This is a genomic window from Mucilaginibacter pankratovii (assembly GCF_014773265.1).
GTDB lineage: Bacteria > Bacteroidota > Bacteroidia > Sphingobacteriales > Sphingobacteriaceae > Mucilaginibacter > Mucilaginibacter pankratovii.
The window spans coordinates 54,461-78,094 of sequence record NZ_JACWMY010000019.1 but is presented as its reverse complement, the minus strand read 5'-3'; the positions used below and the strand labels follow the sequence as shown (position 1 = coordinate 78,094).

Annotated in this window: 19 protein-coding genes; 9 read left to right on the top strand and 10 right to left on the bottom strand. The window is 45.5% G+C overall.

Annotation, left to right across the window (positions count from 1 at the left end; all coding sequences use genetic code 11):
- Window positions 1-62: 62 nt before the first annotated feature.
- Both IDJ77_RS26510 and IDJ77_RS26505 read left to right on the top strand, forming a co-directional pair.
- Window positions 63-2,333: a Tex family protein gene (locus tag IDJ77_RS26510; RefSeq protein WP_191192020.1), complete on the top strand. Its 2,271-nt coding sequence runs from the start codon at window positions 63-65 to the stop codon at window positions 2,331-2,333.
- Between the two features lie 157 nt (window positions 2,334-2,490).
- Window positions 2,491-5,076 (top strand): T9SS type B sorting domain-containing protein, encoded by a 2,586-nt coding sequence (locus IDJ77_RS26505; protein WP_191192019.1) that lies wholly within the window; start codon window positions 2,491-2,493, stop codon window positions 5,074-5,076.
- A 15-nt stretch (window positions 5,077-5,091) separates the two neighbouring features.
- On the opposite strand, the gene IDJ77_RS26500 is transcribed toward IDJ77_RS26505, so the two are convergent.
- The 7 genes from IDJ77_RS26500 to IDJ77_RS26470 form a co-directional block, all read right to left on the bottom strand.
- A complete protein-coding gene (locus IDJ77_RS26500; protein WP_191192018.1) occupies window positions 5,092-5,877 on the bottom strand; it encodes a TerC family protein in 786 nt (261 codons plus the stop codon).
- Window positions 5,878-5,969: 92 nt separating this feature from the next.
- Window positions 5,970-7,352 carry a hypothetical protein gene (locus tag IDJ77_RS26495; protein WP_191192017.1) on the bottom strand — a complete coding sequence of 461 codons (1,383 nt, stop codon included), beginning with the start codon at window positions 7,350-7,352 and terminating at the stop codon, window positions 5,970-5,972.
- Window positions 7,333-7,905: a hypothetical protein gene (locus IDJ77_RS26490; RefSeq protein ID WP_191192016.1), complete on the bottom strand. Its 573-nt coding sequence runs from the start codon at window positions 7,903-7,905 to the stop codon at window positions 7,333-7,335. The genes IDJ77_RS26495 and IDJ77_RS26490 overlap by 20 nt, the downstream gene beginning before the upstream one ends.
- Window positions 7,902-8,462: an RNA polymerase sigma factor gene (locus IDJ77_RS26485; protein WP_191192015.1), complete on the bottom strand. Its 561-nt coding sequence runs from the start codon at window positions 8,460-8,462 to the stop codon at window positions 7,902-7,904. The genes IDJ77_RS26490 and IDJ77_RS26485 overlap by 4 nt, the downstream gene beginning before the upstream one ends.
- Window positions 8,463-8,598: 136 nt before the next feature.
- The gene (locus IDJ77_RS26480) at window positions 8,599-9,153 is read right to left on the bottom strand and encodes an AAA family ATPase (protein ID WP_191192014.1); all 555 of its coding nucleotides are present in this window, start codon (window positions 9,151-9,153) and stop codon (window positions 8,599-8,601) included.
- A 54-nt stretch (window positions 9,154-9,207) separates the two neighbouring features.
- Window positions 9,208-9,825 carry a nicotinamide riboside transporter PnuC gene (pnuC, locus tag IDJ77_RS26475; protein WP_191192013.1) on the bottom strand — a complete coding sequence of 206 codons (618 nt, stop codon included), beginning with the start codon at window positions 9,823-9,825 and terminating at the stop codon, window positions 9,208-9,210.
- A gap of 120 nt (window positions 9,826-9,945) precedes the next feature.
- Window positions 9,946-12,009, bottom strand: a complete 2,064-nt coding sequence (locus IDJ77_RS26470; protein ID WP_191192012.1) for a M13 family metallopeptidase — start codon at window positions 12,007-12,009, stop codon at window positions 9,946-9,948.
- Window positions 12,010-12,592: 583 nt separating this feature from the next.
- Between IDJ77_RS26470 and IDJ77_RS26465 the strand changes: the two genes are divergently transcribed.
- The 3 genes from IDJ77_RS26465 to IDJ77_RS26455 all read left to right on the top strand — a co-directional run bounded on the left by IDJ77_RS26465 (window position 12,593) and on the right by IDJ77_RS26455 (window position 15,399).
- Window positions 12,593-13,732 (top strand): acyl-CoA dehydrogenase, encoded by a 1,140-nt coding sequence (locus IDJ77_RS26465; protein WP_191192011.1) that lies wholly within the window; start codon window positions 12,593-12,595, stop codon window positions 13,730-13,732.
- A 24-nt stretch (window positions 13,733-13,756) separates the two neighbouring features.
- Window positions 13,757-14,059 (top strand): hypothetical protein, encoded by a 303-nt coding sequence (locus IDJ77_RS26460; protein WP_191192010.1) that lies wholly within the window; start codon window positions 13,757-13,759, stop codon window positions 14,057-14,059.
- 101 nt (window positions 14,060-14,160) lie between these two features.
- The gene (locus IDJ77_RS26455) at window positions 14,161-15,399 is read left to right on the top strand and encodes a TlpA disulfide reductase family protein (protein ID WP_191192009.1); all 1,239 of its coding nucleotides are present in this window, start codon (window positions 14,161-14,163) and stop codon (window positions 15,397-15,399) included.
- A 179-nt stretch (window positions 15,400-15,578) separates the two neighbouring features.
- Here the strand turns inward: IDJ77_RS26455 and IDJ77_RS26450 are convergent, their stop codons facing one another.
- The gene (locus tag IDJ77_RS26450) at window positions 15,579-16,433 is read right to left on the bottom strand and encodes a menaquinone biosynthesis family protein (protein ID WP_191192008.1); all 855 of its coding nucleotides are present in this window, start codon (window positions 16,431-16,433) and stop codon (window positions 15,579-15,581) included.
- A gap of 25 nt (window positions 16,434-16,458) precedes the next feature.
- A complete protein-coding gene (mqnB, locus tag IDJ77_RS26445) occupies window positions 16,459-17,154 on the bottom strand; it encodes a futalosine hydrolase (protein WP_191192007.1) in 696 nt (231 codons plus the stop codon).
- Between the two features lie 80 nt (window positions 17,155-17,234).
- Here mqnB and IDJ77_RS26440 point away from each other — a divergent pair, with 80 nt between their 5' ends.
- The 4 genes from IDJ77_RS26440 (at window position 17,235) to IDJ77_RS26425 (ending at window position 23,104) form a co-directional block, all read left to right on the top strand.
- The gene (locus IDJ77_RS26440) at window positions 17,235-17,651 is read left to right on the top strand and encodes a 6-pyruvoyl trahydropterin synthase family protein (RefSeq protein ID WP_191192030.1); all 417 of its coding nucleotides are present in this window, start codon (window positions 17,235-17,237) and stop codon (window positions 17,649-17,651) included.
- Between the two features lie 9 nt (window positions 17,652-17,660).
- Window positions 17,661-18,299: a GTP cyclohydrolase I FolE gene (gene folE, locus IDJ77_RS26435; protein ID WP_191192006.1), complete on the top strand. Its 639-nt coding sequence runs from the start codon at window positions 17,661-17,663 to the stop codon at window positions 18,297-18,299.
- Between the two features lie 107 nt (window positions 18,300-18,406).
- Window positions 18,407-19,285, top strand: a complete 879-nt coding sequence (fabD, locus tag IDJ77_RS26430; protein ID WP_191192005.1) for an ACP S-malonyltransferase — start codon at window positions 18,407-18,409, stop codon at window positions 19,283-19,285.
- 72 nt (window positions 19,286-19,357) lie between these two features.
- Window positions 19,358-23,104, top strand: coding sequence for a sensor histidine kinase (locus IDJ77_RS26425; RefSeq protein ID WP_191192004.1), 3,747 nt, complete (start codon window positions 19,358-19,360; stop codon window positions 23,102-23,104).
- A 78-nt stretch (window positions 23,105-23,182) separates the two neighbouring features.
- Here IDJ77_RS26425 and IDJ77_RS26420 read toward each other — a convergent pair whose 3' ends face one another.
- The gene (locus IDJ77_RS26420; protein WP_224751248.1) at window positions 23,183-23,611 is read right to left on the bottom strand and encodes a single-stranded DNA-binding protein; all 429 of its coding nucleotides are present in this window, start codon (window positions 23,609-23,611) and stop codon (window positions 23,183-23,185) included.
- Between the last annotated feature and the right edge of the window lie 23 nt (window positions 23,612-23,634).

Genomic DNA, 23,634 nt, shown 5'->3' with positions numbered 1-23,634 from the left:
GATAATCTGTGAGATCGTCCTCATCGGTGTAATCACAAAAATAATCGGTGTAATCAAAAATAATGGAATCGTATAACTTTAAAATAGCGCAGGAACTATCTGTTGGCAGCAAACAGGTAAGCGCAACTATTGCTTTATTAGACGAGGGCGCGACCGTGCCCTTCATTTCCCGTTACCGTAAAGAAGCAACCGGCAGTTTGGACGAGGTGCAGGTGGCCGCCATCCGCGATCGTGTGCAACAACTGCGCGACCTGGATAAACGCCGCGAGGCCATCCTGAAATCGCTTACAGATATGGGCAAATTAACACCCGAACTGGAAGCTGCGGTAAACGCCGCCGAAACCATGTTGCTGCTGGAGGATATTTACCTGCCGTACCGCCCCAAACGCAAAACCCGCGCCACAGCCGCCCGTGAAAAAGGCCTGCAGCCCCTGGCAGATGTACTGTTAGAACAAAAGAACTTCGACCCGGAACTGGAAGCCGGTAAATATATTGATGAAGAAAAAGGTGTAAAAAACACGGAAGAAGCATTGGCCGGTGCCCGCGATATTATCGCCGAATATATTAGCGAGCATGCCGAAACCCGCGCCAAAATGCGCGAACTGTTCACCGAAAAGGGCACCTTTCAAAGTAAGGTTGCCGATGGTAAAGAGGCGGAAGGCATCAAGTATAAAGATTATTTCGACTGGACGGAGCCGGTTAAATCGGCACCATCTCACCGCATCCTGGCCATGCGCCGCGGCGAAAAAGAGGAGATCCTTTGGCTGGATATTAAACCAACCGAAGAGGAAGCGCTCGACCTGCTGGAGCGCGAGTTTGTAAAAGGCCGCAACGCTGCATCGTCGCAGGTTGGCCTGGCCATCAGCGATGGCTACAAGCGCCTACTTAAGCCATCTATGGAAACAGAGATCCGCCTGATCACCAAAAAGAAGGCTGACGAGGAAGCCATCCGCGTATTTGCCGAGAATGCACGTCAGCTGTTGCTTGGCGCACCGCTCGGCCAAAAACGTATGATGGCCATTGACCCGGGTTTCCGTACCGGCTGCAAGCTGGTTGTTTTAGACGAGCAGGGGCAATTGATAGAGAATACCAACATCTACCCGCATACCGGGGCTGGGCAGGCAAAAGAGGCGGAGAAAACCGTACAGCATTTATTCGAGCGCTACAACATCGAAGCTATCGCCATTGGCAACGGTACTGCCGGCCGCGAAACCGAACTGTTTGTGCGTAACCTGAACTTACCGGGTGCTGTTATTGTAATGGTGAACGAAAGCGGTGCATCCATATATTCCGCATCGGATGTGGCGCGGGAGGAATTCCCGGATAAGGATATCACCGTGCGTGGCGCGGTTTCTATCGGTCGCAGGTTGATGGATCCGCTAGCGGAGCTGGTAAAGATCGACCCAAAATCCATCGGTGTGGGCCAGTACCAGCACGATGTGGATCAGAATAAACTCCAAACTTCGTTGGATGACACGGTTATTAGTTGTGTGAATGCTGTGGGTGTGGAGCTGAACACGGCATCTAAGCAGATCCTGGCTTATGTATCCGGCCTTGGCCCGCAATTGGCGCAAAACATTGTGGAATACCGCAACCAGAACGGGGCCTTTAAACGCCGCGACCAACTGAAGAAAGTGGCCCGCCTTGGCGAAAAGGCTTACGAGCAGGCAGCAGGTTTCTTGCGCATCCGCGGAGCAGAAAACCCTTTAGACACCAGCGCCGTGCACCCCGAGCGTTACGCCCTGGTAGAACAAATGGCCAAAGATATGAACTGCAAGGTGCAGGACCTGATGCGCGATGATAAGCTCCGCAAATCTATCCCCCTGCAAAAGTATATTTCGGAAACCGTGGGCTTGCCTACCCTTAACGATATCATTGCCGAGCTGGCCAAACCCGGCCGCGACCCACGCGAGCAATTTGAAGCATTTAGCTTTACCGAAGGCGTAAATGGCATTAATGATTTGAAAGTCGGCATGAAACTGCCGGGCATTGTAACCAATATTACCAACTTCGGCGCCTTTGTAGATATTGGCGTACACCAGGATGGTTTGGTGCATTTAAGCCAGATCACCAACCGCTACATTAAAGACCCCAACGAGGTGCTCAAAGTGCATCAAAAGGTAGAGGTTACCGTTACCGAAGTTGATGCCAACCGCAAGCGCATCTCGTTATCGATGAAAGAGAATGAGAAACGCGAAGCACCAGTTGCCGCAAAACCACGGGATAACAGGCCCGCGCAAAAACCTTTTGTACAACGCCCGGCAAAACCCGCTCCCGAGCCAGAGATGGATATGATGAGCAAGCTGGCGGCGTTGAAGGATAAGTTTAAGTAAGGAAAAAGGCAGGAGATGATCCTGCCTTTTTTTTAATATTTTAACCCGGGGTATGATTTAGAATAGCGTGTTACGCACACAAAAAACTCCTTGATACTTTCCTGCCTTTTTTGTATCTATGAGTACAATTTTATGATAATATCCAACCTAACACCTGATGCACAATAAAGCTTTACGGCTGATTATATTTTTTTGCTCTTATTTAAACTTTTTCGCTGCATCGGCCCAGGCCCCGGCGGTTCGCTATGCTGCAAAATATACTATTACAGAACGCAGAAAGGCGGTAAATTCAAATGTTACAGTTAACGCTGTTATAACATCTGTATTACCACCCAGCATCAGCTATCAAACGCCGCAGCAATATGTTATTAACGCAACCATAACTCCGCTGGTTCCCTCCAACACCGGCGGTACAGTGCCTGCTGCAATTTATGGTCAATCGAGTGATTATTTGGGAGGGATTGCCACTGCCACGGGCGTGACGGTGGATGCCGCAGGCAATGTTTACGTAGCAGATTGGGGCACAAACCAAATCATAAAGATAACACCAGCCGGCCAGCGATCGGTATTTGCCGGGAGTGGCGGCAGGGGCAGGCAAGATGGACAAGGAGTGGCATCATCTTTTAACACGCCCGATGCACTTGCCACAGATGCTGCAGGCAATATTTATGTGTCTGACCAGGCTAACAACCTAATAAGGATGATAACACCCGGTGGGTTGGTATCTACTTTGGCGGGTAGCGGTAATGCGGGGGCAGCCGACGGTAAAGGTGCGGCCGCAAGCTTTGATAACCCGCGCGGGCTAACCATAGATGCCAATGGCGATATTTACGTGGCAGATCAGGCGAACAACGTCGTCCGCAAGATAACCCCCGATGGTACGGTGAGCACGATAGCAGCCACATTTAGCACGCCAACAGGGGTTGATATTGATGCTGATGGGAATTTATATATTTCCGATTCCTCTAATGGTGCTATCCGGAAGATAAGTAAGGCCGGGGTTGTATCAACCTTAGCAACGGGCTTAACCTTTCCGAGGGAGCTGAGGGTTGATGGTACAGGAAATGTATATGTATCTGATCAGGATGAAGGCAGGATAAAAAGAATATCGCCTGCAGGAGTTGTAACAGTTATTGCCGGAAACGGGGCAGGCAGCGGGGCGAATTTTTTTAGTTCGCCAATAGGTTTGATGCTGGATGGAAAAGGTAATTTATTTGTTGCCGCCGGCGGTTACGGTAAAAAGGTAGTTATATCGGGCTATACTATTGATAAGGCCCTTCCGCCAGGCATGTCGTTCGATGTAAAAACCGGTATTATTACGGGTAAACCAACTTCGCTGTGGCCGCAAACGGTGTATACAATAAATGCTTACAATGGTGGAGGCAGCAGTACCACTACCTTAAGTATAGAGGTGTTGTTAACAGCGCCGCTAAAGCAATCTATTATAACGCTGCCAAAACAAGACCCAAATTTGGATGCCAACAATAACTACAACCCCAACGGAACCAGCACGAATAATGAAACGCCTATTACTTACACCAGCAGTAATCCGGCGGTAGCTGTACCAACGGCTAACGGATTAATTCATTTGGTAGGGCCCGGTGTGTCCACTATCACCGCTAACCAGGCTGGCAATGCTAATTACTACCCGGCCAGCCCCGTATCGCAGCAACTTACTGTTGTAGAATATCTTTACGTAGATATGTTGCCCATAAACCCTAAAACAATCTGCGATGGTGATTTTAATACCGAAACGTCGAGTTCAAATTCAACCATTCCGGTAACTTACACCAGCAGTAACCCGGCAGTTGCAACTATATCCCCGGCAGGGGCTATTCATATTGTAGGCGTAGGCACTACAAGCATTACTATTTCACAAAATGCCAATCCGCCGCTATATGTGTCTGCTACACCGGTATCGCGCACTTTAACGGTATCCATGCCGCAATTGCCAACCATCAATATTTCGGCCACTTACCAATCGCCTTGTGCAGGCGATGCTATAACCTTTGCCGCAAATGCACAAAATAAAGGGGCTAAGCCTAATTACCAATGGCAGGTAAACAGTATAAACGCTGGCAACAACAGTGATAGGTTCGTTATCAGCACACTGAAAAAAGACGATATAGTTACTTGTACAATCATCAATACAGATGACAACTGCGTTGCGGGTTATCCTGTGGTATCTAACCCAATAACAGTAGACGTTATAATACCACAAACACCATCGGTAAGTATTGTACCATCGGCAAATTCGGTGCTGGCCGGTACAGCTATCACCTTTACTGCTACTGTGAGCGGTGCTATCGGCACGGTAAATTATCAATGGTATAACAATGGCGAATTGGCAGGAGATAACAGCCCTGTTTTTGAGAGCAACAGTTTTGCTAACGGGGATGTGGTTACTTGCACCGCTATACCGGTTGCCGCCTGCAGCACCCCGGCACATAGCCTGCCGGTAACTGTTATTGTTGTACAAAAAGTTAGCGCGCCAAATATGTTCACGCCTAATGGCGACGGTACCAACGATGTTTGGAACATCAGCGGTATTGCCAGTTACCCAAAATGTATAGTGAATATTTATAACAGGTATGGTAGCCCGGTATTCCAATCGAGAGGTTACCGCTCGGCTTGGAACGGCACTGCTAACGGTGGGCTATTGCCCGCATCAACATATTATTACGTGATAAATCTTGGCTTTAAAAACCAAACGGTTACGGGCTATGTAACTATTTTACGTTAATGAGCAATGGTAAAATTACTTTTTAGTAGGCACTACCTTTATTCCCTTTGCCGCTTTGGCGGCACGCTTGGTACGCATCTTCAGGTTCAGCATTTCTACCAGGATAGAGAACGCCATAGCGAAATAGATATAACCTTTAGGGATATGCTGCTCAAATGCTTCGGCCAATAACGATACGCCTATCAATAACAGGAATGATAAGGCCAGCATTTTTACGGTAGGGTGCTTGTTTACAAATGCAGCCACGCCATTCGACGCCCACATCATAATACCTACGGCTACTACAACCGCTGCTATCATGATCTCTACGTGCTGGGCCATACCTACAGCGGTTATTACCGAATCTAAAGAGAAAACAATATCCAACAGCATGATCTGCACAATGGTGGCCCAAAATGATTTTGGCTTTACCTTGGCGGCGTCTTCTTCCTCACCCTCTATTTTGTGGTGAATTTCGGCAGTGCTTTTATAAATGAGGAATAACCCCCCGATGATCAGGATCAGGTCGCGGCCGGAGATGGCAAGTTTCTCCACCCATTCCGGGTCGGTGGTGCCTACCAGGCCGGCTATGCTAAACAGCGGGTTGGTAAGTTTCATTACCCAGGTGATGGATAGCAGCAATAATACACGGGTGATCATGGCGCCGGCCAGGCCCAAACGGCGGCCCCTTGCCTGCTGACTTGCGGGTAACTTGTCTGACAGGATGGAGATGAATATCACGTTATCGATACCAAGAACGATCTCTAATACAGTAAGCGTGATCAGCGATATCCACGCTTCCGCGGAGGTAAATATTTCCATGGGTAAATTTGTATGCGCACTAAAATAACAAAACCCCTGCCTATTATGGCAAGGGTGCTGCAAAAAACCTGTTTTTGTTATTTTAAAGTAGCTTAGTTAAAGCCAACGTTGGTATAGCTGGCGTTGATGACAATTTTGTTGGCAGAATTGGTGCTGCCTACGTAGCCTTTGTAGCTTTTGGTAGACGACCACCCCCTGTCTTCATCAGATGGCGATTTTGAAGTTACCTTCACGCGGTCGTCATCGTAATTAAAGTTGCCAAACTTGGTGGTTACATCAAAGTTAAAGTTCTCCAGCTGTTTAAAATCAAAGTTGATCTTGGTGAACTGGGCATCAACATTAATGTTCTTTACTGTTTTATCTATAGTGCCTATGCGGAAGCCATCGCCGTATCTCACATTCACATCTGCCGAGCCTTTAAGCCTGTCGATACTGATGGATGCGAATTTTATTTCGGCATCGATATTATTAACCGTGCCTGTTTTTAATTTGCCGTACGATACTTCTATTTTACCGCTATTGAAATTGGCGATATTGGCGTCTCCAAAGCGAACATCTACTTCGTTTTGCGCATTAGAAAGGCTACCGGCGGTAAGTGCACCATACGACACTTTGATAAATGATTTGCCAGACAGATCGGGCAGGATAACAGCGCCAAAGCGGTTGTTGATATCAATAGGGTTGCCTGCAGGCATGTACACAGTATAATTGATCTCGATGCTTTGGTTTTTATTGCGGCGGTTAGAGTCGTTGTGGTACAGGTTGGTTTTAAAGGAAACCGTTGAGCCTATTTTGCTATCGCTGATGCTCGAGCCATTGATCATATCATTTACCGCGTCGGCATCTTCCGAACCGAATTTCATCTGCACATCAACTTTAAACTCGTTCTTGTTCCAGGTGTTTACGGTTATTTTGCCAAAGCTGTTGCTTATCTGCAGGATGTCGTTAGCATCCACGCTGTAGCTTTTGCTGTAGTTTTTTATCTTTTCGATGATCTCGCCGCTGGCAACCTTTTGCTTATACTCGGCGCTATCGGTATTCCAGCTAACGTTGCCGTTGAAATTTTTAAGGCCGCTGAAGCTGTTGCTCATATCGGGCACCATATCCTTAAAGCTGCCGGCAAAATCTTTACCGAAGTCCTTACCAAAGCTTTTGCCGAAACCTTCGAAATCCTTACCAAAGTCTTTAAATTTCATTTTAAACTCTTTGTTGAACTTCTTAGAGGCGATAACCATCTTCTGCGTGCTTTTATCCATCCGCAGCTTATTCATTTGCTTTTGCAGCTTGCTCATTTGCTTCTGCAAGTCTGTCATTTGTTTATTGAAGGCCTTATCATCAAATTGCTGTTCGGTTGCAGCCTCCTGCTTTTGCGGGGCTACGGGGGCAACCGGTTTTGCCTGTGCAAAAGCAGCCGTGCTTATAGCTATGCTTGCAATTAATGCAAACACCCTGTGGTTAAATATCTTTAGTGCCATTTTGTTGTTCCTTTTTGCTTTGATTAAATTGTTGTATTACACTTAATTGCTGATTAAGCACCTCGGTTTGTATTTGCAAGTTCCGGATCATTGCACGTAGAACACGTTCCTGGTTAGGGCTGGTGGCCAAATCTGTACTCAGTTTTTTATAATTGGCCTGCATTTTTACCAACTCGTTGTTAAACTCGTTATAAAGCTGCGGGTCGAATTTTGCGATTTGTTTTAATTCAATTCTTTTGGTCTCTATCAGCGATGCGTATTGCACCTGCTGTTTGGCATAGGTAGGGTTAATGGCGGCAAGATCAATTTCGCCGTTTGTTTTTTGGCTTTGTATATATATACCGAAACCGATGCCCATAACTACTACGATCATGGCGGCTACCCTTAGCACAAAGCCAAGGGAAAAAGTTTTTGCTTCGCGCTTTTTTGGCAGCTGCTCAGCCTCCCAGGCATCCAGTTCTTTTGAGATGTTATTCCAGATATCGGCGCGGGGTTGCAGGTCATCAAACTCTTCCCTGTTTTCGGCCATAAAATCTTCTAAACGCTTGCTCATTTGGTTATTCCTTTTCTAATTAGTATCTCGTTCAATTTTCTTTTCGCTCTTAAAAACTGGGTTCGCGATGTGTTTTCGGTTATCCCCAGTACCTGGCCAATTTCTTCGTGGTCGTACCCCTCTAATAAGTAAAGCGATAGTACCACCCGGTAGCCGTCCGGTAATTCTTTCATGGCTTCTTTTATCTGGGCCACTTTGTATTGTATATCGTCATCGTCCCAGGGCTCCTCGTCGGCAACGTTATCCAGGTGCCCGTCTTCTATCTCCACCAGTTCCAGCTTGCGTTTACGCAGCAGGTTAATGGAGCGGTGCACCACAATTTGTTTAAGCCAAAGCCCAAAGGTTGTTTCCTGCCTAAAATCCTTCAGCCTGTTAAAAGCATCTGTAAAAGCCTCCTGCAAAATATCTTCCGCCTCGCCAACGTTGCCCACTATCCTAAAGGCAATGTTTAGCATCGCTTTAGAATAAAGTTTGTACAACTCGTAACAGGCTTTTTTGCTTCCCTGCTTACACTCAACTACCAGTTGATAATGCTTATCTACAAATACAGCTTCCAATTAATTTTGTGAGGTTTCAAGTTAAAGGACGCAGGCTATTTAACAACGTTGCATGTAGTATTACTTTTATTTGTTTAAACTGCAATTTTTTTTTCTGATGATGAAATATATAGCCGGATAATCCGTTTATGGCGGGCTATTTCCGGTGGATAAAAGCCTCAACTGCCGCTACCGCGCTTTCATACCTGTCGTGGCCGGTGCCGGATATCAACACATAATTAGCGTTCAGCGCATCCAGCTCTTTATACCAAACGGCCAAAAAATGCTCGCGCATGTGCGGGAAATCGCGAAGCGGGTCATCCTCCCAGGGGAGGTCGATATTTAGCAGCAGGTAAAGGTCATAAGGGTGTTTGGGCAGTTCGTCGAGCACTTCCTTGGGCGATTGGCCAAACATTTCATCACTCCAGATCTTTACCGTGATAAAGGTAGTATCGCAAATGAGCAACTTGTTTGCCTGCGGCAGAAGCTCTTCCTCTAAAGCGAGCTGACCGTTGAACATGTTGATCTCGTCTTGCCAGGTGGGTGGTTCGGTTAGTTTTTCGCAGTAGCCCCGGGCATATTCGGGCACCCAAACGGTATTGTAATGGTTAGCCAAAAAAATCGACATGGTAGATTTGCCGGTAGACTCGGGGCCAACTACGGCTATTTTTATGATATCGGAATGCGGATTTTCAATTTCGGATTTTTCCATTCTTAATTTCCTGGTTCTTGATTCTAACGGTCTTGAATCTTTTCTGCTTCCCCTTCAGGGGGCCGGGGGGCTGGGGCTTTGCTTTTTATAATCTCTCTTCCAATCAACATAACCCATTAGCGCTATGCCTACGTAAATAGCATACATTACAGCGGTTAGATGCAGATCTTTATAAATGTAAACGCCTACGTATATCACATCTACAAATATCCATATCAACCAGTTCTCCATTACCTTTCGTGCCAAAAACACCTGCGCTACCAGGCTGCATGCTGTGCAAAAACTATCCAGGTAGGGGAACGATGCTGTGGTATACTTTAAAAGCGTGCCTAAAATAAACGTAAATACTACAATTGCCCCGGCAGATATCAGTGCTGCTTGTTTGGTAATGCGTGCTACCGGGATCTTTTTTTCGGTTACCGGTTTATTGCTCCAGTAATACCAGCCATACAGGTTCACTACAAAGAAATAAACCTGCAGGCCCATATCGGCAAACAGGTGCGTTTCAAAAAAAATAAAAATGTAAATGGTAACACTGATGGTGGCGATGGGCCAGTTCCAAATGTTGTTTTTAGCTGCCAGGTAAACGCAGGCCAACCCGGTAATTACGCCAATTATTTCGAGCCAGGTTTGATGCTGCCACCAATCCTGTAGCAGATGTATAATTTGCATGGCGTAAATATAAACAAAGCCAGCCTCTCCCCAAACCCCTCTCGGGTAGAGAGGGGTTTGGGGATAAAGTAGGCAAATTTTAAGCCCTTCCGCTAACCAGCGGAGAGGGTTGGGGGGCTTTTACCAGATCTTCACCCGCTTAGCCGGATCCAGCCACATCTTGTCGCCTTTTTTTATGCCGAAGGCTTCGTAAAACTCGGGTATATCAGTAAATGGCCCATTCACGCGCATAAAGCCCGGCGAATGCACGTCGCTAAGCAACTGGCTCGCCAATGATTCGGGCCTGTCGTGCCCAAGCCAACCCAGGGCATAGCCCATAAAGTAACGTTGTGTAGGCGTAAGGCCGTTGATAGTTTTGCCTTGTTTATATTGCTCTGTCTTTTTAAAGGCATCCAAGCCTATGACGATACCACCAAGATCGGCAATGTTTTCGCCTAAGGTAGCCTTGCCGTTTACATGCTGGTCGCCAACTTTATAACCGTTAAACTGCGCTACCAGCATCTGCGCGCGTTGTGCAAACTTGGCCGAGTCCTGTGGCGTCCACCAGGCTTTAAGGTTTCCATGCTCATCATATTGGCGGCCCTGGTCGTCAAATCCGTGGGTCATTTCGTGGCCAATGGTTGATGCTGCCGCATAGCCGTAAACTACGGCATCATCAATATTCTCGTCTAACGCGCCCGGTATCATAAATATAGCAGCCGGTAATACAATTTCGTTGTTTGATGGGTTGTAGTAGGCGTTGTAGGTTTGCGGTGTCATGCCCCACTCGGTACGGTCTACCGGTTTGCCCAGTTTATCGGCATTTATATGGTGTAAAAACACACTCGCACGCATTACGTTCTGCGCATAAGAAGCCCTGTCGATAGTTAAGTCGGTATAGTCCCTCCAATGATCGGGGTAGCCTACCTTGGGCATTACTTTGGCCAGTTTGCCGTATGCTTTTTCCTTAGTTTCAGCGCTCATCCAGTCCAGTTTTTCTATGTGCTCTTTAAAAGTGCCGCGCATCGCTTCCACCAGGTTCACGTAGCGCTCTTTGGTTTTCTCGGGGAAGTATTCTTTTACAAATATTTGCCCAAGCACTTCGCCCATCAGGCCGTTCTCGGTATCCAGCACGCGTTTCCAGCGGGGCAATTGCGCTTTACGGCCGTACAGCGCCATGCCAAAAAAGCGGAAATTCTCTTCGTCAAAAGCTTTGCTTAAATAAGGACTGGCATCGCTCACCAAATTCTTTTTCAGATAATTCTTCCAATCGGCAATGCTGTATTTGGTAAGGGCCTCGTTTACGGCTTTATAATACTCGGGCTGGCCAACAATTACGGTATCCACCTTTTTGTAGTCCATTTGCTCAAGAGTCGACGGCCAGTTTATGCCCGGGGCCAGCTTGCTTAAGCCGGCTACCGGCATTTTGTTGTAATTGGCGTATGGGTCGCGCAGATCCTCCAACTTGCGTGATTTTGAGGCCAGGAATTTTTCCAGATCGTAGGTTTTGTCAGATGCTGCTTTAGCTGCGGCTGCGTCAAGCCCAATGAGTTTAAACAGAATAGGCAAGTGTTTTTGCTGATAATCTGTACGGATCTCAACGCTATGCTTGTCGGTATTAAAATAATAATCGCGATTTGGCAGCCCAATGCCGGCTTGATAAAGCTGCAGGGCCATTTTGCTGCTGTTTTTATCATCCTGGCCAACATAAGTGCCAATAGGGTTGGGTACACCAAGGGTTGAAAGGTGCGCAAACTCCGCAACCAGGCCTTTGGTATCGGTTATTTTTTCTATAAGTTCCAGCTCTCCTTTTAATGGTGCAAGGCCTTGTTTTTCTATATTAAGGGTATCCAGCCCGCTATAATAAAAATCGCCTATTTTTTGTGTGTTGGTGCCCTTTTCGGCATTGGCTTTTAAGGCCTCCTCGTTTATTTTTTTCAGTTTTTCGCGCAGGTCGTCCTGTACCACATTACCTATACCCCATGAAGAGTATGCGGCAGGGATGGGGTTTTCTTTTAGCCATTTTCCGCTGGCGTACGCAAAGAAATCGTCGCCGGGTTTAACGGTGGTATCTATATTTTTAAAAATGCGGTCATTCTCCGCATAAAGCGTTGCCTTGTCTTCGCCGGAGTTTTTGCAGGCGCCTAATAGCAATGCAACCGCCGCTAAAGTTGTAATAATACGGGTGTTTGTTTTTTTGTCCATTTTTTAGGAGGTGTATGTAAAAAAATACAGGAGGTGTATGGTAAAACAGAAATTTTATTCCGGATAAATATACAGAGTTAAATTAATTTCTAATTAGTTGCAGGCGGGCAACACATGTAAAAATTATTTTACAAATTTCTAAACATAAAAATTGCGGGCATTTTGATGCCGATATTTTGATTTATAAAGTCTTTTTTTATTTAAAGTGTTGACTATCAGTAAATAAAGTGATTCATTGTGTCGTTAAGACGGTTTTTAAAGTTCCGGAAATAAAATTTGGCGTTTAAACAATCATTGGCAAACGGTAAAAATTATGGCTTTAATTTTGTTAAAAAGTAATCGGCCCTGCATCATCCTTATAAAAACATAAATACATCTACCTATGTAAAAACGTTTTTCGATGTTCAGGCTTATTTGAATTCTCAGTAGCCCAAGTTGAGATGAATTGTTCTTTTTTTTGGGTTTAATCAATAGTTTAAATTAATTAGGGGAAAAGGGAGCTTCCAAAAGGCTCTCTTTTTTTGTGCCTAAAATTTTGCTATGCGTGCATAATACTTTAATTTAGGCTCACCAAAATACCACCATGCAATTTGACCTTACCGAAGAACATTTAATGATACGCCAGGCGGCACGCGATTTTGCACAAACCGAACTAAAACCCGGTGTGATAGAGCGCGACGAACACCAAAAATTCCCTGCAGAACAAATAAGAAAACTGGGCGAACTCGGTTTTTTGGGGATGATGGTTTCGCCGGAGTATGGCGGCAGCGGCATGGACGCGATCTCGTACAGCATAGTGATGGAAGAGCTATCCAAAGTGGATGCATCGGCATCGGTAGTGGTATCGGTAAATAACTCGCTGGTATGTTACGGGCTGGAGAAGTATAGCAACGAAGAACAGAAGCAGAAATATTTAGTGCCTTTGGCGCAAGGCCAGGTAATTGGCGCCTTTTGCCTCAGCGAACCTGAGGCGGGCTCTGATGCTACGTCGCAGCGTACTACCGCCATTGATATGGGCGACCATTACCTGCTTAACGGCACCAAAAACTGGATCACCAACGGCAGCACGGCATCTACCTATATAGTAATGGCGCAAACAGATGCATCAAAAAAACACCGGGGCATTAATGCGCTTATTGTAGAGAAAGGTATGGAGGGTTTCACCGTTGGCCCCAAAGAGAATAAGCTGGGCATCCGGGGCTCGGATACGCACTCACTGATGTTTACCGATGTGAAGGTGCCCAAGGAAAACCGCATAGGCGAAGATGGTTTCGGGTTTAAATTTGCCATGGCTACGCTGGAAGGCGGGCGTATTGGCATTGCATCGCAAGCATTGGGTATAGCTGCCGGGGCGTACGAGTTATCCTTACAATACGCCAAAGAACGGAAAGCCTTTGGCAAAACATTGGCCGACTTGCAAGCCATTCAATTTAAACTGGCCGACATGGCAACGGAAATAGAAGCAGCCCGCCTGTTATGTTATCGCGCTGCCTGGCTGAAAGACAACCATTTGCCTTACGCGCAGGCCGCATCCATGGCCAAGCTTTTCGCATCAGAAACCGCCATGCGCACTACGGTAGAAGCCGTACAGATCCACGGCGGTTATGGTTTTGTGAAGGAATACCATGTAGAGCGCCTGATGCGCGATGCCAAAATAACCCAGATTTACGAAGGGACGTCAGAAATTCAAAGAATTGTCATTTCGAGGGAGGTGTTGAAGTAATTAAAAATTTCTTTAAATTTGGGTATGACGGATAAGGATCTATTAGTTGTTATTTCAGAAATGCTGAGGAAGCAGGATCAGCAATCGGAAAAGCTTGATGAGCATTCATCAATATTGAACCAGCATACTGAGATTTTAAATAATCAAACAAAGGCGATAAAAGAAACAACAGAAACATTGCAACAATTCATGCAAGTCTCTATTCAACAGTTTCAGCAACAGCTGAGCTTCAATGAACGCCAGCAAGTGTTTAATGAACGCCAACAGGATTTTAACGAACGCTTTTTAGACAAGCTTACTGATATTGAAAAAGCTTTAAAGAAATAATCGCTCTTAAATTCACCCCATTGTCATTTCCCGCGAAGTTTTGAAATAGTTGGCCGCTTTTATTACTTTTGACAAAGTGTATAGATTTAGTCGACTTTTTTATGATCAGGAAATTTCTATTTGGCGTAGCTGTATTTGCTTCACTAACTCACATAGCTTCGGCACAAACAAAACTGGCAACGGGCACCTGGCGCGGCGTTTTAAAAACCGCAACGGGTAACGAGATCCCCTTCAATTTTGAGGTTAGCGGCAATGGCAAGCAGGAGCTGGCCGTTATTAACAGTTCCGAACATTTAAAAGTGCCTGGCGTAACAGGCCAGGGCGATTCGGTATTTATCAAAATGCCTTTGTTCGATTCGGAATTCAGGTTGAAACAAACGGGGCAAACCTTGCAGGGCCAGTATATTAAACACCTTGGCGTGCGCGATGTGGCAATGGATTTTACCGCAACCGCAAATACCGCCTACCGTTTTTTTAAGGATGCCGAAAAACCTAAATATAATGTAAGCGGGCGCTGGTCGGCCGTGTTTGGTAAAGAAGCCGCTGATAAGGATACCACTGTTGGCGAGTTTAAACAAACCGGTGCAAAAGTTACCGGAACCTTTTTAACCACCACAGGCGACTACCGTTTTTTAGAAGGTACCGTAACCGGCGATCAGCTTTACCTCAGCTGCTTTGATGGCGGGCACGCTTTTTTATTCACCGCGAAAATAAATGATGATAAAACGATAACCGAAGGTAAATTCTTTTCGGGATTAACAGGAACAGATGTATGGACAGCAGTGCGCGATGACAACGCAAAACTGCCCGATGCTTATTCTTTAGCGGCCTTAAAACCCGGCTATAAAAAGTTGGCTTTTAACTTTAAAGATCTTACCGGTAAACCGGTTTCGTTAGAAGATGAGCGCTTTAAAAATAAAGTGGTGATCATCCAGATCATGGGTTCGTGGTGCCCTAATTGTATGGACGAAACTGCCTACATGGTAAATTACTACAAAAAATTCCATCCGAAAGGTGTAGAAGTAGTAGGGTTGGCCTACGAACGTACTACTGATTTTGCCAAATCACAACGTACCGTAACACAAATAAAAGACAGGTTTAATATCCCATACCCGCTATTGATAACCGGTTACACCAGTAACAAGGCCGAAACCGCCAAAAGCCTGCCTATGCTTACCAAAGTTGTTGGCTTCCCAACTACTATTATTATTGATAAAAGCGGCGATGTGCGCAAGATCCACACCGGCTTTAGCGGGCCCGGTACCGGGCACTATTATACGGAGTTTATTAGTGAATTTGAAAAGCTGACAGATGATCTGTTAGCAGAGAAGGCTTTATAGGCGGTGGGCATACTCAAAAACTAACTTTCCGTCATGCCGAATTTATTTCGGCACCCCACACGGCAGGTAACCGGCGAGCAAAACGGATTAGCGTGGGGACTACTTTTATAATGGGGTTCTGAAACAAGTTCAGAATGACGTTTAATATATTTAAATGCCGGTGTCCTCACCGGCATTTTTTATTCTTCTACAGGCGGGTTTAAAAACAAATTTGCGCTTATAGATGGAATAATATTCTTCTCCAGCGCGGTATCAAACAAAAGCTTAACCGCTTTTTTACCTTCCACGCCTAAATCAACAGAGAATTTATTTACGTATAAGTCGATGTGTTTGTACATCACTTCCTCACTCATTTCCTGCGCGTGCGAGCGAATGTATTCCAGGCCCGATTTAGGGTTGGCGAAAGCAAACTCCACCGAGCGCTGCAAAACACGGTTTATTTTATGCTGAACATCCACGGGTAAGTTGCGGTTGGCAACGATGCCGCCTAATGGGATTGCGCATCCGGTTCGTTTTTCCCAGAAATCGCCAAGATCGATTACCTTGTGCAGCCCTTTGTCCTGGTAGGTAAAGCGGTTCTCGTGGATGATCAGGCCAAGATCTACCCTGCCCTCTAACACCGCATTTTCGATATCTGAAAAAACAAGTTCCTGTTTATTGGTAGCTTCGGGGAATGCCAGTCCGAGCAAAAAATTAGCAGTGGTGTATTTTCCAGGGATCCCGATTTTAAACGACGGATTTTCTTCTAAATCTGAAACCGAAAGTTCTGATTTAGAGATCAACATCGGCCCGACACCAAAACCCAGCGCGCTGCCCGCATCCAGCAGAATATATTTATCGGCAGCATAAGCAAATGCGTGGTAGCTTAGTTTGGTAATATCCAATTCACCACGAAAGGCCTTTTGGTTAAGGGTTTCCACATCATCATAAAAAACCGTGAACTCTAATCCTTCGGTATCAATTTTATGATGAATAAGTGCATCAAAAATAAAAGTATCGTTTGGGCAGGGCGAAAAGCCAAGTGTAAGTTTCATAGTAATAATGTAAGACGGAGAACCGCTATCCCTTTAGCGTATTCAGTAGATCTATGGCAAAGGTATCCAGATTTTTAACGGCAAGGCCTATGCGCCAGTTGTCGCGGTTGCGTTTTTCTACGTAATTTGACACTGCCCTGATCTGCATGCAAGGCACCCCCGCCTGGCGGCATGCGTAAAAAAAGGCTGCACCTTCCATGCTTTCCAGCTGAGGGTTTAACCGCCCCATAATTTTATGGATAGATTCATCCTCGCCATGCACGGTATTAACCGTTATAGAGCGCACCTGTTTCAGGTTTTTATACTTGGCAGCAGCTTTGGTGCCTTTAAAAACATTCGCGATAGTTTCTGATGCTTTAAAGGTGCTTTCGCCAAGGCCCATCAGGCTAATGGGCAAAAAGGAGTCGGCATCCTCGGCGCCAAGTTCAGATAGCGCATCATCTACCACCTCCACCACCTCGCCCAGGGCAATGCTCCGGTCGAAACTGCCGGCAATACCCAGGTTTATGGCCAGGTCGTACTGGTTTGTAGCCAATTCTTTACCTAAGGCAAAGGCCGTGGCTACCATGCCCACACCGGTTATCAGCAGGGAATTTGATGAATCTGCCGAACTGCTGGTTTTAAAGATATTCTTCTTTTCAGAGTCGGAAATGCGAAACCCAAAATCCAAAATAAACCCGCCTACTTCCATCCCGGTTGCCGCTACAAACAAAATCCGCATATTTCAAATTTATTTTCGAGCACTAAGATAAAACAACTCAGCTATTTTTGTTTTGTATATTTGCACCATTAATTGCTATGATGATACATATTACGCGCAAAGAACATTTTAACGCGGCACACAGGATGTACCGCGAAGAGTGGAGCGCAGAGAAAAACGCCGAAGTGTTTGGCAAATGTGCCAACCCAAACTGGCACGGGCACAATTACAACCTGTTTGTAACGGTGAAGGGCGAAATTACCCACGCTACCGGCTACCTGATAGATCTTAAAGAATTGAAGGAGATCATAAACGAGTACGTTATTGACAAACTCGATCATAAAAACCTCAACCTGGATGTTGATTTTATGAAGGGCAAAATGGCATCAACCGAATTGCTTACCATTGAGATATTTAACCAGCTAAAGGCCCCAATAGAAGCTTACCCGGGTGTGTTTTTGCATTCGGTGAGATTGTTTGAAACCGAAAACAATTCTGCCGAGTACTTTGGCGGATAAACCTGAATAATGGATAACGAAAATAACATTCCCGACAGGGATGCAGGGATAAACGGCTACCAAAAGGTTGACCGCTACAACCCGGAGCTGATACAGCATCTGTCGGACAATTACCTGGATGTATTAAAGCACATTGGCGAAAACCCGGCGCGCGATGGTTTGTTAAAAACCCCCGAGCGCATGGCCAAAGCAATGCTATACCTTACGCATGGCTACGATTTGGATGCTAAAGAGATATTGAACTCTGCCATGTTTAAGGAAGATTACAGCCAGATGGTGATTGTAAAAGACATCGAAGTATACTCGATGTGCGAGCACCACATGCTGCCTTTTTTTGGTAAAGCGCATGTCGCTTACATCCCTAACGGCTATGTAGTTGGCCTGAGCAAGATACCGCGGATAGTGGATGTGTTTGCCCGCCGCCTGCAGGTACAGGAGCGCCTGACGAACGAGATCCGCGATTGTATCCAGGAAACACTTAACCCCATTGGGGTTGGTGTGGTAATAGAGTGCCGCCACCTGTGCATGAGTATGCGCGGGGTGCAAAAGCAAAACTCGGTAACCACCACATCGGCGTTTACCGGGGAGTTTTTAAAAGAAAAAACAAGGACAGAGTTCCTGAATTTAATATCATCGAAACTGAGTTAGTTCATTGGCTTACTGGTTCATTAGTTCATTGGTGCAAAGGTTGCCAAAATCCAACTAATGAGCCATGTACTAATGAACCACTGAACTAATGAACCAATAAACCAACAATGAAAGCATACATTTTCCCTGGGCAGGGCGCCCAATTCCCGGGTATGGGTAAAGACCTTTACGAGCAAAGCGAGCAGGCAAAAGAGCTGTTTGAAAAGGCAAACGAGATTTTGGGTTTCCGCATTACCGATGTAATGTTTGATGGTACCGAGGAAGACCTGAAACAAACAAACGTAACCCAGCCCGCTATTTTTCTGCACTCGGTTATTATGGCCAAAGTGATGAGCGATTTTGAGCCAGAGATGGTGGCCGGTCATTCCCTTGGCGAATTCTCCAGCCTGGTTGCAACAGGTGCTTTGTCTTTTGAAGATGGTTTGCGTTTGGTTGCGGCCCGCGCAAATGCAATGCAAAAAGCCTGCGAGATACAACCCGGTACCATGGCTGCTATTTTGGCTTTGGACGATTTTACGGTTGAGGATATTTGCCACCAGGTGAGCGATGTGGTAGTACCAGCTAACTATAACTGCCCGGGGCAACTGGTAATATCTGGCAGCATTGCCGGTATTGATGCTGCCTGCGAAAAAATGCTGGCCGCCGGTGCTAAACGAGCGCTTAAATTAAACGTGGGTGGCGCGTTCCACTCGCCATTGATGGAAGCAGCAAGGGTTGAACTGCAGGACGCCATTTTACAAACCGAATTTAAACAGCCGGTTTGCCCGGTATATCAAAACATTGATGCCAAACCGCACACCGATGTGGAAGAGATAAAACAAAACCTGATAGCCCAGCTAACCGGCCCGGTGCGTTGGACACAAACCGTGGAGCAAATGCTGCGCGATGGTGCAACATCATTTACCGAAGTTGGCCCGGGTAAAGTGCTGCAGGGGCTTGTAAAAAAAGTGGATAAGAATGTGCCCACGGCGGCTGCTGCATTATAAAAGTTACAAACGAAACTAATTGCCCCTTGTGTAGTTTTGTTTGTGTGACGATTTAATTAGCTTTAAAAACATTTGACTACCGCCGGAAAAATACGTGCACTATTGGCGCTCCTGTTCGCCAGTTTATTAATTACAGCAATAATTGTTGAGAATACTTATTCGCCTGCAAATAATTTAGCGCAAACAGCCCGGCTATTAGAAGATAATCTCCATAAAAAGGAGGGCGATGTTTATGATATACTAAACGATAAGGAAGCCTTTAGCCAAATAAAGGGCTTCCCGTTAAAGCATACCGAGGCGCTTGCTTTTATAAACGACCACACCCTTAAAAGAAATATCTGGCTTGTTACCTTAAAAAACGGGCGGGTTGATTTTTGGAGCGGGGCCAAAATAGTGCCGGATAATGCAGCCCGAATAAAAGAGGGCTGCTCATTCATCCGGTCGGATAATGGGTATTACGAGGTTATTAAAAGATCGGAAGGCAGTTTCTCCGCGCTGTTTTTTATTCCTGTAAAAAACGCCTACGAGTTCCAGAATAAGTATCTCCAAAACACTTTCGCTACCGATCTTACCGACGATACCAACATAGATATAGCCGACTTTACCGATAAAGGCGTTTACGCTGTACACGATCTTAAAAACACCTACCTGTTTTCGGTAAAACTGGTAAATGGCGGGGTTAACAACCGGTTCTTTTATTTCGAGCTATCGGTATGGATACTGGCTATGCTTAGCCTTTTTGTTTTTGTACACGTTATGGTAACCTACCTGGCCAACAGGGGCATGGTTTACCTGTCGTTACTGGTATTGGCCACCTTTATCGTAGCATTCAGGTTTGTTAATTTGCATTATGGCTGGCCAAACTTTACCCAGCCGCTAAAGCTTTTCAGTCCGCAGCTGTATGGCTCCAGCTATGTTTACCCCTCCCTGGGCGATTTTTGCATCAATATCCTGGCTATGTGCTGGTTTGTGGCATATTTATATACCCTGCGCAGTAAATTAATAATACATATGCCGGGCAAAGCGCTCAGCTACCTTATATATGCTTTGTGCTTTGTTACGCTGATTGCAACATCAACCAGTTTACTGCACCTGTTTTATGGGCTGGTGGTCAACTCCAAGATCAGCTTTGATGTAAACAACGTGCTTAACCTGTCGGTGTATAGCCTTATTGGGGTTTTAATGCTCTGCTTTAGCTTTTTAATGTTTGTATTACTTACAGATGTTATTTTAACAGTTTGCTTTAAGCTTAACATCCCCATTGCCAGGCAGGCTTTAATATTTGGGGTAGGCATTATCATCACAACAGCATTGGTAACCTGGTATGTGGAGTTTAGCCTGTTTTACCTGTTTTGGGCAATATTGGTGTTATCACGTGGGTATAGTTTTTTGTACGATGGAAGGAAGTTCACCGCCGGGTCGTTCCTGCTCATCGTTTTAATATGCGCGCTTATTTCATCCGTAAAACTTTACCGTTTTGAAGGGGCAAAAGAGCAATCAACCCGCCGGGTGCTGATACAGCGCCTGGAATTGCCGGATGACGTAACCGCGGATACCTTATTTAAAAAGATAGAGAAGGATATCATTAAGGAAAAGGCAATTATTCAATACTTTAAAAGTGGCACGCACGCCAACGATTATCTGTCTACGCGCCTGCAAAAGCTTTACTTTGACAGGTACCTCTCTAAATACGATTTTAAAATACACGAGTTTGATCTAAACAACAAGCCATTATCTGCCGATGACGCTGAGTATCCTTTAGAGATATTTACAGATATGGTGCAGTACAGCTCGTTTAAGGTTTCCAGCTACTTTTATCGCGAAAACGAGTCGTTTGGTTTTCAAAGCTACTTTGCCATATTGCCGGTTATAGATGGCGAGAGCACGCTTGGTACCATTGTAATAGAACTGAAGGCCCGGCCGCTATTGGCAACCGGTACCTTTCCCGAACTGCTTATTGATAAGAGCGACAAGCCAGAGGAGGAGTTTAAAGATTACTCCTATGCTTTTTATGCCGATGATATGCTGATAGGCCAAAGCGGCAATTATGTGTATAGCGTAAATAATAAAGAGTTTAAAGGTGAGCTAAAAAAGTATACCACGCAGGTAAATACCGGCAGCCGGATAGGCTGGTTTGACAGGTTTACCAAATATAGCCACTTATTGTATAAGCCAACCAACCGCAACCTTATTGTAGTAACTAAGGAGGAAAACGCCGTAGCGGCTATTGTAACCGCTTTAACTTTCTTTTTTGTGGTGATACTGGCATTTGCCTCGTTAATTTTACTGATAAGGCTGCTGTGGATAAAGGTTAAGATCTTCAATATCAACAACAACCGTATCAACTGGAACGTTAAAATCAATTTCGACAGGGTCCTCTATAAAACCCGCATCCAGTTCTCTATGATATTTGCGGTGGTTATAACACTGGTGTTGGTGGGGATAATCACCTTTGTATCTATAAGTACGCAATACCAAAGCCAGCAGGATAAAAATATCAGGGCCAAAATTATGCAGATAGCAAGCATTTTGGAGGACGGGCCGATAAACGAGTACGTAGGTAGCATCACCGAAGAAGGCCGGGTTGCCTTTGATAAACTTGCGGATAATTATACAACCGATTTAACCCTTTACGATCTTAACGGCGTTCGCCTGATATCTACCCAGCCCAAAATTTACGATTATGGCCTGATTGCTCCCCGCATGAACGGGAGGGCATTCATTGCCTTAAATGATGAACAAAAATCGGAGTTTGTAAACGAGGAACGCATCTCAAAACTTACCTATAAGGCGGCTTACGCGCCATTAAGAAACTCTAAACACGAGATAATTGCCTACTTGCAGTTGCCATACTTTGCCAACGAGGCTGATTATACCGAGCGCATCGGCTCTTTGCTAAATATTATGATAAACGTTTATGCGCTGGTATTTATAGCTATAGGCCTGTTTGCGGTTATTATTGCAAGGCAAATAACCGCGCCGCTAAACTTTATCCAGTATAACCTGAGTAAAACCATCTACGGCAAAAAGAACGAACCTATTAAATGGGAGCGCGATGATGAGATAGGCGCCCTGGTAAAAGAATATAATAACATGATAGCGGCGCTGGAGAACAGCGCGCATAAACTGGCACAATCTGAAAGGGAGACCGCCTGGCGCGAAATGGCTAAGCAGGTAGCGCACGAAATTAAGAACCCGCTTACGCCTTTAAAGCTGGGTTTGCAGCTGCTGGATAAATCGTGGAAGGATAAGGACCCCAAGTTTGACCAGAAGTTTGAGCGCTTTAGTAAATCCTTTGTAGAGCAGATAGAAAGCCTCTCTAACATCGCCTCAGAGTTTTCGGCCTTCGCCAAAATGCCCGATACCCGTATAGAAAGCATTAATTTGTTTGAGATGCTGGGGCAGGCCGTTATTATTTTTAAACAGATGGATAACGTGCAAATTTTGATGATGCCGCCCACTACGCCGTTCTTTGTAGCCGCCGACCGCGACCAGCTTCTGCGCTGCTTTAACAACCTGCTTAAAAACGCCATAGAAGCTACCCCGCCCGAACGCGACTGCCTCATAGAGATAAACTTTTTGATAACCAGCAAAAATGTGCTGCTAACCATAAAAGATAATGGTAACGGGATCCCCGAGAACATGCGCGATAAAATTTTCGAGCCAAATTTTACTACTAAAAGTTCGGGGACTGGCCTGGGGCTTGCATTCGTAAAAAATTCCATCGAAAACGCCAGCGGAAAAATATGGTTCGAAACAAACATCGGCGTAGGCACAACCTTTTACCTCAACTTCCCCGCAGACAACGCCGGGGTGTAAATAGCTTGCCGGTTTCTTGTATAAACCAAAAGCCTCCGATGAATACCGGAGGCTTTTGTAATTTAAATTAAAATTAGGTTAAAAAGGGAGATCGTCGGCATCGCTGATGCGGATGCCTTCATTATCGTTATTTGGTTTCACGCCGTTGCGTGGCTGGTTATCGCCATTCTCAAAATCTGTTTTGCGGCCAAGCATGGTAAAGTTTTCGGCAACTATCTCGGTAGTGTATTTCTTGATACCTTCTTTATCCTCGAAAGAACGGGTGCGTAATTTGCCTTCAATGTAAACTAATTTCCCCTTCTGTAAAAATTTAGCGGCTACATCTGCCAGCCCGCGCCACATTACAATATTGTGCCATTCGGTTTGTTCTACTTTGCGGCCGTCTTTGTTAAACGTTTCTGAGGTAGCTAACGGAAAGCTGGCTACGGCCACGCCACCCTCCAAATGCCTTACCTCCGGGTCCTTTCCTAAATGACCAACAAGTATTACTTTATTAATTCCAGACATGCCATAAATTAACGGAGAATTAT

Bases quoted from the DNA above. Each gene is read 5' to 3' on its own strand.
- IDJ77_RS26470 (WP_191192012.1), bottom strand. From the start codon at position 12,009: ATGGACAAAAAAACAAACACCCGTATTATTACAACTTTAGCGGCGGTT.
- fabD (WP_191192005.1), top strand. From the start codon at position 18,407: ATGAAAGCATACATTTTCCCTGGGCAGGGCGCCCAATTCCCGGGTATG.
- IDJ77_RS26455 (WP_191192009.1), top strand. From the start codon at position 14,161: ATGATCAGGAAATTTCTATTTGGCGTAGCTGTATTTGCTTCACTAACT.
- IDJ77_RS26450 (WP_191192008.1), bottom strand. From the start codon at position 16,433: ATGAAACTTACACTTGGCTTTTCGCCCTGCCCAAACGATACTTTTATT.
- IDJ77_RS26495 (WP_191192017.1), bottom strand. From the start codon at position 7,352: ATGGCACTAAAGATATTTAACCACAGGGTGTTTGCATTAATTGCAAGC.
- IDJ77_RS26420 (WP_224751248.1), bottom strand. From the start codon at position 23,611: ATGTCTGGAATTAATAAAGTAATACTTGTTGGTCATTTAGGAAAGGAC.
- IDJ77_RS26440 (WP_191192030.1), top strand. From the start codon at position 17,235: ATGATACATATTACGCGCAAAGAACATTTTAACGCGGCACACAGGATG.
- IDJ77_RS26465 (WP_191192011.1), top strand. From the start codon at position 12,593: ATGCAATTTGACCTTACCGAAGAACATTTAATGATACGCCAGGCGGCA.
- IDJ77_RS26505 (WP_191192019.1), top strand. From the start codon at position 2,491: ATGCACAATAAAGCTTTACGGCTGATTATATTTTTTTGCTCTTATTTA.
- IDJ77_RS26490 (WP_191192016.1), bottom strand. From the start codon at position 7,905: ATGAGCAAGCGTTTAGAAGATTTTATGGCCGAAAACAGGGAAGAGTTT.
- folE (WP_191192006.1), top strand. From the start codon at position 17,661: ATGGATAACGAAAATAACATTCCCGACAGGGATGCAGGGATAAACGGC.
- IDJ77_RS26460 (WP_191192010.1), top strand. From the start codon at position 13,757: ATGACGGATAAGGATCTATTAGTTGTTATTTCAGAAATGCTGAGGAAG.
- pnuC (WP_191192013.1), bottom strand. From the start codon at position 9,825: ATGCAAATTATACATCTGCTACAGGATTGGTGGCAGCATCAAACCTGG.
- mqnB (WP_191192007.1), bottom strand. From the start codon at position 17,154: ATGCGGATTTTGTTTGTAGCGGCAACCGGGATGGAAGTAGGCGGGTTT.
- IDJ77_RS26500 (WP_191192018.1), bottom strand. From the start codon at position 5,877: ATGGAAATATTTACCTCCGCGGAAGCGTGGATATCGCTGATCACGCTT.
- IDJ77_RS26480 (WP_191192014.1), bottom strand. From the start codon at position 9,153: ATGGAAAAATCCGAAATTGAAAATCCGCATTCCGATATCATAAAAATA.
- IDJ77_RS26510 (WP_191192020.1), top strand. From the start codon at position 63: ATGGAATCGTATAACTTTAAAATAGCGCAGGAACTATCTGTTGGCAGC.